The organism is Intrasporangium sp. (genome assembly GCF_040414665.1).
Lineage (GTDB): Bacteria > Actinomycetota > Actinomycetes > Actinomycetales > Dermatophilaceae > Intrasporangium.
On the sequence record NZ_JBEDUL010000060.1, the window covers coordinates 25,915 to 40,694 of the forward strand.

Sequence of the window (14,780 nt, forward strand, 5' to 3'; positions counted from 1 at the left end):
GGCTCTAGTGTCCTCCTCAGCCCCTCGACCGAGGGATGTGTGACATCAGGAGGACAGCAGTGCGTTCCCACATGAAGTTTGCGGTGCCCGTCGTGGTCGCCGCTCTGGCCCTGAGCGCCTGTGGCACTCGCGGCGCGGAGTCCAACGCCGGGTCGACCGGCGGCGCCAAGAAGACGGTGAAGATCGGTGTCATCGCGCCGCTCTCCGGTGACCTCTCCGCGCTCGGCAAGGGCATCCAGCACTCGGTCGAACTCGCAGTGATGCAGGCCAACCAGGAGAACGCGATCCCCGGCTGGGAGATCAAGGTCGAGCCGGTCGACGACGAGGGCAAGGCCGACGTCGGCAAGAACGGCGCAACCAAGCTCGCCGCGGACGACCAGGTCGCCGGCGTCGTGGGCAACCTCAACTCGAGCGTGTCGCAGCAGACGCAGCCCGTCTTCGCGGCTGCGAACATCGTCCAGGTCTCACCGGCCAACACCGGCCCGTCGCTGACCCGCGGCGCGGACGGCAACACGCGTCCGTACAAGACCTTCTTCCGCACCTGCACGACCGACATCACGCAGGGCGCCTTCGCCGCGAAGTTCCTGCTCGACCAGGGCATCAAGTCGGTCGCGACGATCCACGACAAGAAGACCTACGGTCAGGGCCTGGTCCAGTACTTCACCGAGGCCTTCAAGGCCGGCGGTGGCACCATCGTCGCCGCCGAGACGATCAACCCGGACGAGTCGAACTACGGCCCGGTCGTCTCCAAGGTCGCTCCGGCGAAGCCCGGTGCGGTCTACTACGGTGGTGAGTACCCGCAGGCAGGGCCGCTCTCCCAGCAGATGAAGGCCGCTGGCCTCAACGTCCCGCTCATGGGTGGCGACGGCATCTTCGACCCGACGTTCGTCCAGCTCGCCGGCGCCACGTCCAACGGCGACCTCGCGACCTCGGTCGGTGAGCCGACCGACAAGTCCGACGCGGGCAAGAAGTTCCTCGCCGACTACGAGGCCGCCAAGTTCGCCGAGCCGGCCGCTGCCTACGGTGGCTACTCGTACGACGCCGCCAAGGCGATCATCGAGGGCCTCAAGGTTGCCCTCAAGGACGCGTCCGACGTCAAGAGCCAGCGTCAGGCGATCATCGACGCGGTCGGCAAGGTCAGCTTTGCCGGCGTGACTGGCCAGGTCGGCTTCGACGAGTTCGGTGACACGAAGGTCAAGGTCATCTCGGGCTACAAGGTGGAGAACGGCAAGTGGGTCTTCGTCAAGTCGGAGAACCTCGCCTGATCCGGATCATCAACTGACAGACTTCGGCCAGGGGCGGGCATTACCGTCCCTGGCCGAAATCGTCGACATCGAAAGGTGGTTCCGGCACACATGACCGAATTGCTACAGCAACTGGTCAATGGCCTGACTCTCGGCTCGCTCTATGCCCTGATCGCGGTCGGCTACACCGTCGTCTACGGCATCATCCAGCTCATCAACTTCGCCCACGGCGAGATCTTCATGATCGGGGCCTTCGGCGCCCTGGCCACGTGGACCCTCCTCTTCGAGGGGACGACCGCACTGTGGGTGCTGCCCATCATGCTCCTCGGTGCCGTCATCGCCTCGGTCACCACGGCCGTGGTGATGGAGCGTTTCGCCTACCGGCCCCTCCGCGGGGCGCCCCGACTGGCCCCCCTCATCACCGCGATCGGCATCTCCGTGGCCCTCCAGGAGGCGGTCCGTCTCTTCTACCCCGGCGCGAAGAGCAAGATCCCGTTCCCGCAGATCGACGTGGTGACGGGTCCCGCACTCACGTTCGGTGGCGTCACCGTGCAGCGCGCCGCGGTCTTCACGGTCGGCGCGCTCCTCATGTCCGCGGCGTTCCTCTGGTGGTTCATCAACAGGACCAGGTCGGGTCAGGGAATGCAGGCGGTCTCCGAGGACCCGGACACCGCGCGGCTCATGGGCGTCAACGTCGACCGGATCATCGTGATCGCGTTCGCCATCGGTGCTCTCCTCGCCGCCATCGCCGGCGTCTCGCAGGGCCTGCTCAACGCGAACATCGACTTCCGGATGGGCTTCCTCGCCGGCCTCAAGGCCTTCACCGCGGCCGTGCTCGGTGGAATCGGCAACATCATGGGCGCCGTCGTGGGGGGTCTTGTCCTCGGTGTCGCCGAGGCGCTGGCCGTCGGCTTCATACCCGGCCAGTTCGGCGGATCGGCGTGGAAGGACGTCTGGGCGTTCGTGCTGCTCATCATCGTCCTCGTCTTCCGGCCCCAGGGCATTCTCGGTGCAAGGGTGGTGGACCGCGCATGAGCATCGACACCGACATCGATGAAGTGCACGACGACACGGAGCGGGTCAGTCTGTGGGACCGCGTCGGTCGGCCGGTCGGCCCCTACGCGTGGCCCCTCACGCTGGCGGGCGCGGTCATCCTCGCGGCAGGCTGCTTCTTCGCGTGGAGCTACACCAGCGACGTGCTGGACGACCTGTCGATCAACTTCTACCCAGGTGCCGTCCAGATCCTGATGATCATCACCGCGGTGTTCGCCGTGCTCTTCGCCCTGATGTACCGGGGCCCGTTGAACCGACTCGGCGAGTGGCTCAGCTCGGTGTTGGCCCTGCGCACCCTCGGACTCGGGAGCACCATCTTCATGGTGCTCGTCATCGCCCTCATAGCGATCCAGTCCGGTGGCCTCGTCAACGTCATGCCGGGCGCCTGGGTCTCCTTCGCCGGGGCCGTCATCCTCCTGGTCGGGTCGGCCGGCCTGACACCGCGTGCGCACCGCGACCCGCTGCACGCGAGCCTGCCGTCGTGGGTCGAGATCCTCACCATCGTCGTGCTGCTCGCCATCGCCCTCTTCGGGGCCGCCTATGTCCTGGGCATCGACGACGGGACGGTCTTCTCACTCGTCGTCCTGTTCGTGGGCATCATCGCCCTGACGCTCGCCAGAGCCGGGTTCTTCACGTGGGTCGGCATCATCGCACAGACGCATCGACGCGTCCTCATGCTCGGCGCTGTCGCCGTGGCGCTCCTGTTCCCGTTCACCCAGGGTGGCTCGGACGCGAACATGTCGATCGCCACCCAGGTGCTGATCTTCGGGACCACGGCTCTCGGCCTCAACATCGTCGTCGGTCTCGCGGGCCTGCTCGACCTCGGCTACATCGCCTTCCTGGGTGCCGGTTCCTACGTGGGCGCGACCATGTCCTACTCGACGTTCGCAACCATCGGATGGAAGCCCCCGTTCCTCGTCGTGATGCTCATCGGCGGCGGCGTGGCGGCGACTCTCGGCCTGATCATCGGCTCGCCGACGTTGCGAGTCTCGGGCGACTACCTCGCTATCGTGACGCTCGCCTTCGGGGAGATCTTCCGACTCTCGATGGGCAACCTCGATGGTCAGGACGGTCCCAAGCTGACCAACGGACCCAACGGCATCCCGGCCATCCCGGACCTCGAGATCGGTTCGTTCAACTTCGGTGACACGCACGACGTCCTCGGGTTCACGCTCGGGCGGTTCGCGAACTACTACTTCGCGCTCCTCGTGCTGCTCGCGTTCGTCATCACCGTCTTCACGCGGCTCAACGACAGCCGCATCGGACGCGGCTGGATCGCGATCCGTGAGGACGAGAAGGCAGCCGAGGCCATGGGGGTCAACACCTTCGCCCTCAAACTCTTCGCCTTCGCCGGTGGCGCCTTCCTCGCTGGCCTGGCGGGCACGATCAAGGCCCATCACGACGTGTCGGTCACCCCGGACCAGTTCATCTTCCTTGAGTCTGCTTTCCTGCTCGCGGCAGTCGTCCTCGGCGGCATGGGCACCGTCACCGGAGTGCTCATCGGCGCCACCATTCTCAAGCTGCTCCCCGAGAAGCTGCGCTTCGTCGCCGACTACCGGCTGCTCATCTTCGGTCTGCTGCTCGTCGTCATGATGCGCTTCCGGCCGGAGGGCATCATTGCGAGCAAGCGGCGTCAGCTCGAGTTCCACGAGGAGGATGAGGAGCTCGCCACCCGCATCGAGGAAGTCCACCTCGTCGAGGAACAGGAGGCCAAGGCATGACCGCCGTCGACGAGATCACGCCCACCGACCGCACGGACGGCACGCCCGTGCTCGAGGCGACCGGAGTCACCATGCGTTTCGGCGGCCTCGTCGCCGTCAACGACGTGGCGATGAGTGTCCATGAGGGTGAGATCGTCGGATTGATCGGGCCCAACGGCGCCGGCAAGACGACCTTCTTCAACTGTCTCACCGGCCTGTACAAGCCGACCGAGGGGCGCGTCCGCCTGCTCGGCACGGATCTGCCGCCCAAGCCACGGGCAGTCGTCAGCGCCGGGATGGCGAGGACCTTCCAGAACATCCGTCTCTTCGGCAACATGACCGCTCTCGAGAACGTCATGGTGGGGCGATACTGCCGGACGAGCTCCATGGCGCTGACTTCGATCCTCCGGGGTCCGAAGTTCCGTCGCGAGGAGCGGGAGTCGCGTGACCGCGCCCAGGAGCTGCTGGAGTTCGTCGGGCTCGGCAAGTCGACCGAGCACCTGGCTCGCAACATGCCCTACGGGGACCAGCGGCGACTCGAGATCGCCCGCGCCCTGGCCACCGACCCACAGCTCCTCCTGCTGGACGAGCCGACGGCCGGCATGAACCCGAGGGAGACGCAGCAGGCGAGTGATCTCATCTTCCGGATCCGGGACAACGGGCTGGCCGTCGTGGTCATCGAGCACGACATGCGCTTCATCTTCAACCTCTGCGACCGGGTGCTCTGCCTCGTCCGCGGGGAGGTCCTCGTCGAGGGAACCCCGCACGAGGTGCAGTCCGACCCCAGGGTCATCGAGGCCTACATTGGCGGCGGCGCCGACGACGACGAGGAGGACGCGTGAGCGCGATGCTCGAGGTCAAAGACCTCGTCGTCTCGTACGGCAAGATCAAGGCGGTCAAGGGGATCAGCTTCTCCGTCGACGAGGGCGAGGTGGTCACCCTCATCGGTACCAACGGAGCCGGGAAGACGACGACCCTGCGGACCATCTCCGGGCTCATGCGTCCGAGTTCAGGCTCGATTCGCTTCCAGGGCAGGCGGATCGACAACGCCGCGGCACACGAGATCGTGAGCCTCGGCATCGCCCACTCACCGGAGGGCCGCCGCATCTTCCCCCGCCTCTCCGTCGAGCAGAACCTGCGCCTCGGGGCGTTTGCGCGCCGGGACCGCGAGGTCGACAAGGACCTCCAGGCGGCGTACGACCTCTTCCCCATCCTCGGCGAGCGCCACCAGCAGCCCGCCGGCACCTTCTCCGGCGGTGAGCAGCAGATGCTGGCGATGGGGCGGGCGATGATGAGCCGCCCGAAGCTGCTCATGCTCGACGAGCCGTCGATGGGGCTCTCGCCGATCATGATGAAGCGCATCATGTCCACCGTGACGACCCTGCAGCAGCAGGGCACGACGATCCTGCTCGTCGAGCAGAACGCCCAGGCCGCGCTCCAGCGAGCCAACCAGGGCTACGTCCTCGAGGTCGGCAGGATCGTGCTCAAGGGTTCCGGTGAGGAACTGCTCGCCAGCGACGAGGTCCGAAAGGCCTATCTCGGCGAGGACTGACGGACAGCTCTCCAGCGTGCGCGGACGGCGACGGATCGAGGCTCACCGGGTGGTGCGCCCCGATGACAGCCGCCGTCCGCCACGGAGGCAGCGCCCGCTGCTCGCGGTCCTTGTGGTCGTCGTCCTGGGGGCCGTCCTGGCGGCCTGTCAGGACGGGGCGAGCGAGGTCATTCCGACCGCCTCGGACAGCGCGAACGCGAGCCCCCTGGCCTGGAGCGAACACCCGCTGCCTGACGGCATGGACGCGGTGACGCTGGCCGCTGCGGGCGATTCCCTCGTCATCGGAGCGTGGGCGCCCGACCGTCCGAACCCTCGCCTGCTCGTCCTCCGCGACGGCAGGCTCACCGAGGTGGACGTCGACGGCAAGACGCCCTATGCGGCCGTCGCGCGCTGGCTTTCCCTGGCCACCCGTGACGGACAGGTCGTCGCGGTCGGCGGGGCCAGGGGCGGAGCCCATGCCAACGTCCGGTGGACCATCTGGGCAGGAGACCTGGGAAGCCAGCCCCCGCGCCTCGTCGAGCAGCCCCAGCCGTTCGGGGTCTTCGGCGGCTGGGGTGCCGGTGACCTGACCGGCATCGCGTTCGCCGGGACGGAGCCGGTCGTGGCCGGGGCGTGGCAGAGCAACCGAACCGGCAACGACGTCTCGCTCTGGTTCCGATCGGGAAACCGATGGGAACGACAGGACTCGACCGGCTCGCCCCTCGGCAGCACCCCACGTGCCCTGAACGGTGCCCGGTTCGTCACGTCCGCCGGCGACGGCCTGGCTCTCGCAGGCTCCGTCACCGACCTCGGCACGGGCTCCATCGCCTCAGTCCCCGCCCTCTGGACGGCCCCCGGCGGACACGGCCCCTGGACGCTGGTCCGACTGCCGGCGTCGCAGCCGATCGCTGAGGCCCATGCGGCGCGCTGCGACGGCGCCGCCTGCCTCGTCGTCGGCACCGATGGCGGGACCCTTGCTGTCTGGACGGTGCAGGGCTCCACCGTGTCCCGAGCCACGACCCCGGCGCTCGGGGTGTCCGACAAGCAGACGGTGCCTGCCCCGGTCAGGGTGCGGGGAGAGGACCTCGTCATGGTGCCGGGGGCCGTCCTCCAACGCGGCTCGTCGGGCTGGCGTCAACGGTCCGCGCCTCCCGGTGTGCCGATCGCTACGGCAACCGTGGACGACACCCTCTACGTCGCGACCACGGACCGCGACGGCAAGGGCCGACTCTGGTCCGCTCGCCCCTGATTCCACTCATGGTCCCGACAACCCAGCCATGGCGCCGAGGAGGCAAACGGCGAAAGCGAGCCCAGCGGCACACGGAATGTGTTGGGCGCACTCGGGTGCGTGGACGAGATGTGTCAAACCCCCTCTTTCGCAACGAGCGTCGTGGTCGTAAGGTCAGGGCGGGTGGGTTCCGGGACCACAGCTTTGGAGGGACGAATGAGTCGTTCGCCGGTGACCGTCCAGCGCGTGGACGTGGGTTTGCAGACACCGTTCATCGAGCTCTGGACGGCGCATCGTGTCGAGGCGGGCACGACGCCCGAGGCGGCAGGTCGCCTGGCGGCTGACGGCACCCTTCGAAAGGCCTTGGCGCGCAAGGATGTGACGGCGTACATCGCGTTCTTTGATGGGCGACCCGCTGGTTACGTCGTCATCGCGGACACGACGCGCAGTCTGCTCGTCGCCGCCCCGAGCGTCTCCATCGACATGCTCTATGTCCACGCGGACTTCCGGCGACAAGGGGTGGGCAAGGCCCTGCTCGCCGCCGCGTCCCGCTACGCCGACCGGAACGGGTGCGACCACCTCGTCAGCGCGGTGCCCGCGCAGGATCGCGAGCTGAACCGGTTCTTTGCCCGGCTCGGCTTCGTCCCGGAGACGGTTCGTCGCGTCACGTCCTCGGCGGTGCTGCAGCGCAAGCTCGCCGGCAAGCCTCGGAGCCAACGATATTCGCTCGACAAGGTTTTGCAGCGTCGTCGTGACGTCCGGGCCCGCGCGACGTCGGCGCAGCACCCCGGTGCCGTTGGCTGATCGGGACGGTTGCCGTCTCAGGCCCCCGGCGCCCGATCGCGCAGCAGGCAGCTGATGCGGGCGGTGCAGACTCGCCGCCCGTCCTCATCGGTGATGACAACGTCGTAGCTGGCCACGGAACGTCCTCCGCTCAACAACGTCGCCGTGCCGGTCACGACGCCGGAGCGCGCCGCCCGGTGGTGGGTCGCGTTGATGTCGAGCCCAACGGCCACGCGGTCCTCGCCGGCCACCAGGGCCGCGCCGAACGAGCCGAGCGTCTCGGCGAGCACGACGCTGGCGCCGCCGTGGAGCAGGCCGTAGGGCTGGGTGTTGCCCTCGACTGGCATGGTTCCGACGAGGCGCTCAGGAGTCGCTTCCGTGATCTCGATCCCCATCCGCTCGCCCAGGGCGCCGGCGCCCACCGCCCGGATCGACTCGAGGTGCGTGGTATCAGACATAGGGGGATCGTAATGCGGCGGAGAGCGCGCCTGAGAGGGCGTCCGAACGGGCTGCACCGGTGTCGGCACCGGACACTAGGCTCTGCGGGGTGAGCCGACTTCTCCTCCTCGACGGACATTCGCTTGCCTACCGCGCGTTCTTCGCGCTGCCGGCCGAGAACTTCTCGACCGCGACGGGGCAGCACACGAACGCCGTCTACGGGTTCACGTCGATGCTCATCAACATGCTGCGCGATGAGCAGCCGACGCACGTCGCCGTGGCGTTCGACAAGTCGCGCCAGACGTTCCGGACGCAGGAGTACAGCGAGTACAAGGCGGGCCGGGCGCGCACACCGGACGAGTTCAGCGGCCAGCTGCCCCTCGTCAAGGAGGTGCTCGACGCGCTCCGGATCCGGTACTGCGAGCTCGACGGCTACGAGGCCGACGACATCCTTGCGACGATCGCGACGGAAGCAGACGCCAAGGAGATCGAGGTCCTGATCTGCTCGGGCGACCGAGACACGTTCCAGCTCGTCAGCGACAACGTCACGATCCTCTATCCGGTGCGAGGCGTGTCCGAGGTGTGGCGGATGGGGCCGGCGCAGGTCGAGGAAAAGTACGGCGTGCCACCGACCCGCTACAGCGACCTCGCCGCCATGGTGGGCGAGACGTCCGACAACCTCCCCGGGGTGCCTGGAGTCGGCCCCAAGACCGCCGCGAAGTGGATCGCGCAGTTCGGCGACCTCGACGGCATCGTTGCCAACATCGACCAGATCAAGGGCAAGGCGGGAGACGGGCTGCGCGAACACCTCGACCAGGTCCTGCGCAACCGTCGGCTCAACCAGCTCGTCAGGGACGTCCACATCGGGTGCACCGTCGATGACCTCGAGCGGGCCCAGTGGGCCCGTGAGGAGGTGCACGAGGTGTTCGACCGCCTCGAGTTCCGCGTGTTGCGCGACCGGCTGTTCGCTGAGGTCGAGGCGAGCGCACCGGAGGCCGAGGAGGGCTTCGAGGTGGACGGGTCGGTCCTCGAGCCGGATGAGGTGGCGGGCTGGGTCGCGGAGCACCTCGTCCCTGGCGACCGCGCGGCGCTCTCAGTCGCCGGCACCTGGGCGCGCGGGACGGGCGACCCGACCGGGCTGGCCATCGCTTCGGCGGATGGCGCGGCGGCGTGGATCGACCTGACCGGGCTGACCCCGGAGGCTGAGGCCGCGATCGGGACGTGGCTGGAGGACGCCGGCCGACCGAAGGCGATGCACGATGCCAAGGGTCCGATCGAGGCGCTCGCCGCGCGGGGCTGGACCCTCGCGGGCCTGACCAGCGACACGCAGCTCGCGGCCTACCTCGTCAAGCCGGACCAGCGCACCTACCATCTCGATGACCTCGTGCTGCGTCACCTGAGGCGCGAGCTCAGCGGGTCGACGACGCCTGAGGGGCAAGGGATCCTCGACTTCGAGGGGGATGCCGAAGCCAGGGCAGCGCAGCAGCAGATGGTCCGCGCGACGGCGGTGCGCGACCTGGCCAGGGTGCTCGACGAGCAGGTGGCGGCCACCGGCGGCGCGGAGCTGCTCGCCGAGGTCGAGCTGCCGTTGATCCACGTGCTCGCCAGGATGGAGCAGATCGGGATCGCCGTCGACGTGCCCGGGCTGGACTCCCTCGAGAAGGACTTCGCAGCGAAGGTTGCCCAGGCCCAGCAGGACGCGTGGGACGCGATCGGCGGCAACCAGATCAACCTGGGCTCGCCGAAACAGCTGCAGGAGGTGCTCTTCGGGCAGCTCAACATGCCGAAGACGAAGAAGACGAAGACCGGCTACACCACGGACGCCGACGCGCTCAGCGACCTCTACGTCAAGACCGAGCACCCCTTCCTCGAGGCGCTGCTCCGGCATCGCGACTCGGCTCGCCTGCGCGTCACCGTCGAGGGGCTGCAGAAGTCGGTCGCCGACGATGACCGGGTCCACACGACCTATCTGCAGACCATCGCAGCCACGGGCCGGCTGTCCTCGACCGACCCCAACCTGCAGAACGTCCCGATCCGCACGGAGGAGGGGCGGCGCATTCGCGAGCTGTTCGTCGTCGGCGCTGGGTACGACGCGTTGATGTCGGCCGACTACTCCCAGATCGAGATGCGGGTCATGGCCCACCTGTCGGGCGACGAGGGGCTCATCGACGCGTTCCGGTCAGGGGAGGACCTGCACCGCTATGTCGGGTCGAAGGTCTTCGGCGTGGCACCGGAGGACGTCACGCCACAGATGCGTTCCAAGGTGAAGGCCATGTCGTACGGGTTGGCCTACGGCCTGTCTGCGTTCGGGCTGTCGAAGCAGCTGACGATCAGCACCGAGGAGGCCCGCGGCCTCATGGACGGCTACTTCGAGCGGTTCGGCGGGGTGAGCGACTACCTGCGCGATGTCGTCGCCGTGGCCCGTGGCACCGGCTACACCGCGACGATGCTCGGACGGCGTCGCTACCTGCCCGACCTCACGTCCGACAACCGCCAGCGCCGCGAGGCCGCCGAGCGGATGGCCCTCAACGCGCCGATCCAGGGGTCGGCCGCGGACATCATGAAGGTCGCGATGATCGGCGTGGACCGGGCCCTGGCCGAGGCCGGAGCGAGGTCGCGCATCCTCCTGCAGGTCCACGACGAGCTCGTCCTCGAGATCGCCCCGGGCGAGCGCGACGACGTCGAGAAGCTGGTCCGCCACGAGATGGGCCACGCCGTCGAGATGGACATCCCACTGGATGTCAACGTCGGAGTCGGTCGCTCCTGGCACGACGCCGCGCACTGACGGCGCCGGTCGCGCCGCGATTCAGAGCCGTCAAGCGGCGGCCGGCGTGCGCGCGGGCAGGTCGTCCGCGGTTGGTCGCGTGCTGCCCAGCCTGGTGATGACCAGCAGGACGAGCAGCAGGGCGAGATCGACCGACACGGTCACCAGGAGCAGCCGCTCGACTGAGTCGACCCACCAGGTGGACACGAGGATGGCCGCCACCGCGCCCCAGATGAAGAGCACGGCTCGGTGGTGCGCCCTGGCAAGCGCGCTGTAGACGAGCAGCTGCACGGAGGCGAGAAGCGTCCCAATGGTGGCGAAGACCCATAGCTGCGGCACGACCTCGCCATACGCGTCGCCGCCGACGAAGGGCAGCGCCAGGTCGCCCCAGATGCCGACGATCACCGTGGCGGTGCCGCCAATGAGCAGGATGAGCCCCAACCCCGCCGCCCGCACCCGACGGCCCCCGCCTCGCCGAGCCATGGCCGGAAAGGCAACGACGGTGACGAACTGGGGGAGGAACTGCACCGCCTTCACCAGGATGAGCCCCGCCGCGTAGATGCCTGCCAGGTGAGCATCGAGCGCCGTTCTGGCCACGACGATGTCGATCGTCGCAAGTGCGAAGAACGCCAGAAGCGCGTGTGAGCTCATCAAGGCCTCTCGCACCATGCGCGAGTGCGACCGCCCGGATGCGGGAGGCAGCGACTCTGCAGCCGCCTGGACACTCGCTCGGCGCAGCGCTGCTGCCCCAACCACAACCGGGACCACGGCGGCCACGGCGACACCGCCCACAACGGCCCCGAGGGCGTCCGGCCGAAACGCGAGGAAGACCGCACCGATGCCGAGTCGGGCCAGCCCGAGCGAGCTGAAGACGACCGCGAGCGGCAACCAACGGCCCTCGCCCTGCAAGATGCCCGCCTGTCCGCCCATGATGGCGAAGCAGAAGGCAGGCACGGCCAAGAGAGCTGCGAGGAACCAGGAGTCGAGCTGCAGCACCGCCGCAAGGACCGGTGACACGGCGAGGCAGACAATCGCAAGGGCGATCCCTGATCTCACCGAGGTGGCCATCAGCTTGTCCTCGATGAGATGGCGGTCGCCGGGGGTCTCGGCCACCCGCCGGGCTCCCGTTGCCTGCAGCCCGAGGGACAGCACGTTGACGACGATGACCAGCCCCAGCATCGCCGCGAAGGCGCCGTAGTCGGCCGGGCCCAGGACATGGGCACACAGGAGCGTGAAGGCGTAGGTGGCTGCATTCATGACGCCCGTCGCGACCGCGACGACGACCCCGCTCTTGACCGCCTGGGTGCGCCCGGCTCGCTCGACCACACGACGAGGATAGGGGCCCCGCTACCGGTAAGTAGCGATTGGGTGCGCGATCCTCGAGTTGATGGCCCGAATGGCCCGATTGGCCCCGTTGCCCGCTGGTTCAGCTGGCTCAGTAGGGGTCGTCCGGGCCGTGGTGTCCCAGCACGCGCGTCAGCGAGTGCATCCGAAGCCTGAGCAGAACCTTGACCACGATGTTGCGTAACCACCAGGGCAGCTGCCTGACGAAGCGGAGCCGGTCGCCCCAGTCCGGGGAACCGACCTCCAGCGTCGCCAGGGAACCGACTCTGTCGACGAGCCGCAGCCGGCGCGAAGGCAGGACATGGACCAGGAGGGCGGTCGTCACCCCGATGCTCGAGAAGGCGTCATGGACCAGCAGGTGGCCGCCGGAGGGCAGCTGGCGCGCCCATTTCAGGTCGTCGCTGCAGGTCCAGAAGTCATGCTTGCCATCCACCCAGACGAGGTCAACCGGTTCGTGCCACGTCTGCCGCACCTCGCTGCTCCGGCTGGCAACGACGGTGACGTGGCCCTCGAGCCCGGCGGCCCTGAGGTTGCGCTCCAGCGCCGTCCGGGCGAGCTGTCCACCGTATCGAGGGCCCGGCACGAAGGCGTCGACCGCCGTCAGTCGACCACCCGGTCCATGGCTGCAGATGGCAGCGGCGAGAACCAGCGTGCTCCGGCCCCGGTGAGAGCCGATCTCGAGCACGTGGGAGCCCCGGCCAAGGCTGATGGTCTCCTCCCAGAGGCGCCGCCCCTGAGCCTCGGTGAGCCACCCTGGTACCCCCGCCGCCCTGGACCACGCCTCCTCGAAGGTCCCGGCCGATCCTGCTCCTGCAGGAGTGCCGGCCGTCGGGTACTGGTCTTCTCCGGACACGGTGGTCCTCACGTCAACTAGGGTGGGTCGGCCCACAGCGTAGAGCCACCCGAAGGAGGCCGATGAACTCACCGGCCCTGGGTTCGCTCCGCGTCCGCATGGCGCTCGACCTGTGGGTCGTCGCACTCTCCGTCGTCCTCGTCTGGCCGCTGGTCACCTCGTCCGGGTACCCCCTGGCGAAGGACCTCGTGTTCACCCCGCGCCAGCCGCTCCGAGTCGAGTGGCTCGGCCTCGGTGACGCGCCCGCCCGTGCGGTTCCGCTCGATGCTCTCGTGTCCCTCGCCGACGGCGTCGTGGGAGGAGCCGCCCTGAGCCGCATTGCGGTGCTCGGCCTCCTCGTCCTCGCCGGAGCCGCCGCACACCGCGTGCTGGGGCTCGCCCATCCCGTGGCCAGGATGGCCGTCGCGGGCTTTGCCGTCTGGAACCCCTTCGTCGTCGAGCGCCTGGCCCTCGGCCAATGGGCCCTGCTGTGGGGCTACGCCGCGTCTTTCGCGCTCGTCGGTGCAGCGATGCGCTATCGCCGTGGTGATGGGGGTTGGCGTCCCCTCGCCCCGGTGATCGCGGCCCTCGCCCTGGCAGCAGTCACGCCCTCGGGGGCCCTGCTCGGCGCGGGCATTGCTCTGGTGGTCGGCTTGGATCGCCGTCGTCGCACGGCGGTTCCACTGCTGCTCGTATGCGTCGGGGCGCAGCTGCCGTGGCTGCTGCCCACGATCCTCGGAGACGCCGGCCTGCTCAGCGACCCTCGCGGGGTAGCGGCTTTCTCCGCCAGGGCCGAGCGCCCCGGCGGAGCGGTCTGGAGCCTGCTCGGCCTGGGCGGGATCTGGGATGCGTCCAGTGCACCACCCAGTCGAGCGGGCGCCTTCGGTCACGCATCGTCCGTCCTGGTCGTCCTCGGCCTGGCGCTGGGCTGGCCCAGCCTGGGCCGGTTGCTCGGAGGAGGCACCCGACGGCGCCTGGCAGTCCTCGGGGCCGGGTCCCTGCTGGCCGCCGCGTTGACGACCTTCTCGGCTGGCCAGGCCGTGGTCCGGCTCCTCGTCGAGTCGGTGCCTGGCGGAGGCCTGGTGCGAGACGGGCAGAAGCTGCTGCTGCCCTTCGTCCTGCTGGCCGTACTGTCCCTGGGAGCGATGACCGACCGGTTCCTGCTGTCGGCTTCCTCCAGGGCGGCTGCTGTGGTCCCCACCCTTGCAGTCGTCCTCGTGGCCCTGCCGATCGTGGCCTTGCCGGATGCCCCGACCTCGACGTGGCGGACCGTGCGGCCGATCTCCTACCCGGCTGATCTCGGAGCCATCGCTGACATCGTCGACGGGACGGCGCAGACTCTGATCTCGCTGCCGTGGGAGCCGTACCGGGTGTACCGCTGGGGGCGTCCGGTGCCGGCGTTCGACCCCGCATCGCGGTGGCTTGACGTAGACGTCATCGGGTCGGACCGTCTGCGGGTCGGGTCCGTCACGCTGGAGGGGGAGAGTGCGCGTTCGGAGGCCGTGGCCGACGCCCTTGCGTCCGGCCATCTCACCGGACGGCGTCTCGCCGAGATCGGGGTGCGCTGGATCCTCGTTCAGCGTGACCGGGTCGGATCGGGAGTTGTCGAGGGCGACCGTGACGGAGTGGTCACCCGCTTTGCCGGGCCGGAGTTCGTCTTGCTGGAAACGCCTGGGCCCTGGTCACCGTCGCCTGCGCCACCACCCTGGACGACCGCGCTCGTGGCCGGAGTCGACATCCTGCTGCTGCTCGTGGCGGCGGCGGCATTGGGCACTGTCGTGACCGGCCGCGCCCGGTCGAGGATTGACCGCTCCCGGGCGCTACCCGCTGGTATGCTGCCCCGGACCCAGAGAGGGAGTTGAA

General features: G+C 68.8%; 12 protein-coding genes. 9 read left to right on the forward strand and 3 right to left on the reverse strand.

Annotated features, from left to right (window positions below):
- The first annotated feature begins 71 nt into the window (after positions 1–71).
- The 7 genes from ABF401_RS06355 (at position 72) to ABF401_RS06385 (ending at position 7,560) form a co-directional block, all read left to right on the forward strand.
- Entirely contained in the window at positions 72–1,265 is a 1,194-nt protein-coding gene (locus tag ABF401_RS06355) for a branched-chain amino acid ABC transporter substrate-binding protein (protein WP_353508698.1), read from the forward strand.
- A gap of 90 nt (positions 1,266–1,355) precedes the next feature.
- Positions 1,356–2,279, forward strand: coding sequence for a branched-chain amino acid ABC transporter permease (locus tag ABF401_RS06360; RefSeq protein ID WP_353508699.1), 924 nt, complete (start codon positions 1,356–1,358; stop codon positions 2,277–2,279).
- Positions 2,276–4,018, forward strand: a complete 1,743-nt coding sequence (locus ABF401_RS06365) for a branched-chain amino acid ABC transporter permease (RefSeq protein WP_353508700.1) — start codon at positions 2,276–2,278, stop codon at positions 4,016–4,018. The genes ABF401_RS06360 and ABF401_RS06365 overlap by 4 nt, the downstream gene beginning before the upstream one ends.
- Complete coding sequence (locus ABF401_RS06370; protein ID WP_353508701.1) at positions 4,015–4,839, forward strand: ABC transporter ATP-binding protein; 825 nt, start codon at positions 4,015–4,017, stop codon at positions 4,837–4,839. Before ABF401_RS06365 ends, ABF401_RS06370 begins: the two co-directional genes overlap by 4 nt.
- A gap of 5 nt (positions 4,840–4,844) precedes the next feature.
- Positions 4,845–5,549, forward strand: a complete 705-nt coding sequence (locus ABF401_RS06375) for an ABC transporter ATP-binding protein (RefSeq protein ID WP_502908200.1) — start codon at positions 4,845–4,847, stop codon at positions 5,547–5,549.
- A 49-nt stretch (positions 5,550–5,598) separates the two neighbouring features.
- Positions 5,599–6,777: a hypothetical protein gene (locus ABF401_RS06380; protein WP_353508703.1), complete on the forward strand. Its 1,179-nt coding sequence runs from the start codon at positions 5,599–5,601 to the stop codon at positions 6,775–6,777.
- A 195-nt stretch (positions 6,778–6,972) separates the two neighbouring features.
- Entirely contained in the window at positions 6,973–7,560 is a 588-nt protein-coding gene (locus ABF401_RS06385) for a GNAT family N-acetyltransferase (RefSeq protein WP_353508704.1), read from the forward strand.
- Positions 7,561–7,577: 17 nt separating this feature from the next.
- Here the strand turns inward: ABF401_RS06385 and ABF401_RS06390 are convergent, their stop codons facing one another.
- Entirely contained in the window at positions 7,578–7,997 is a 420-nt protein-coding gene (locus ABF401_RS06390) for a PaaI family thioesterase (RefSeq protein WP_331926276.1), read from the reverse strand.
- A gap of 89 nt (positions 7,998–8,086) precedes the next feature.
- Between ABF401_RS06390 and polA the strand changes: the two genes are divergently transcribed.
- The gene (polA, locus tag ABF401_RS06395; RefSeq protein ID WP_353508705.1) at positions 8,087–10,762 is read left to right on the forward strand and encodes a DNA polymerase I; all 2,676 of its coding nucleotides are present in this window, start codon (positions 8,087–8,089) and stop codon (positions 10,760–10,762) included.
- Positions 10,763–10,792: 30 nt separating this feature from the next.
- Here polA and ABF401_RS06400 read toward each other — a convergent pair whose 3' ends face one another.
- The gene (locus tag ABF401_RS06400) at positions 10,793–12,067 is read right to left on the reverse strand and encodes a lipopolysaccharide biosynthesis protein (RefSeq protein ID WP_353508706.1); all 1,275 of its coding nucleotides are present in this window, start codon (positions 12,065–12,067) and stop codon (positions 10,793–10,795) included.
- 109 nt (positions 12,068–12,176) lie between these two features.
- Positions 12,177–12,950: a class I SAM-dependent methyltransferase gene (locus ABF401_RS06405; protein WP_353508707.1), complete on the reverse strand. Its 774-nt coding sequence runs from the start codon at positions 12,948–12,950 to the stop codon at positions 12,177–12,179.
- A 50-nt stretch (positions 12,951–13,000) separates the two neighbouring features.
- Between ABF401_RS06405 and ABF401_RS06410 the strand changes: the two genes are divergently transcribed.
- Positions 13,001–14,779: an MmpA family trehalose lipid delivery protein gene (locus ABF401_RS06410; RefSeq protein WP_353508708.1), complete on the forward strand. Its 1,779-nt coding sequence runs from the start codon at positions 13,001–13,003 to the stop codon at positions 14,777–14,779.
- The last annotated feature ends 1 nt before the right edge of the window (position 14,780 follow it).

Coding starts and splice junctions, on each gene's coding strand:
- ABF401_RS06355 (WP_353508698.1), top strand. CDS start 72: ATGAAGTTTGCGGTGCCCGTCGTGGTCGCCGCTCTGGCCCTGAGCGCC.
- ABF401_RS06360 (WP_353508699.1), top strand. CDS start 1,356: ATGACCGAATTGCTACAGCAACTGGTCAATGGCCTGACTCTCGGCTCG.
- ABF401_RS06365 (WP_353508700.1), top strand. CDS start 2,276: ATGAGCATCGACACCGACATCGATGAAGTGCACGACGACACGGAGCGG.
- ABF401_RS06370 (WP_353508701.1), top strand. CDS start 4,015: ATGACCGCCGTCGACGAGATCACGCCCACCGACCGCACGGACGGCACG.
- ABF401_RS06375 (WP_502908200.1), top strand. CDS start 4,845: ATGCTCGAGGTCAAAGACCTCGTCGTCTCGTACGGCAAGATCAAGGCG.
- ABF401_RS06385 (WP_353508704.1), top strand. CDS start 6,973: ATGAGTCGTTCGCCGGTGACCGTCCAGCGCGTGGACGTGGGTTTGCAG.
- ABF401_RS06390 (WP_331926276.1), bottom strand. CDS start 7,997: ATGTCTGATACCACGCACCTCGAGTCGATCCGGGCGGTGGGCGCCGGC.
- ABF401_RS06410 (WP_353508708.1), top strand. CDS start 13,001: ATGAACTCACCGGCCCTGGGTTCGCTCCGCGTCCGCATGGCGCTCGAC.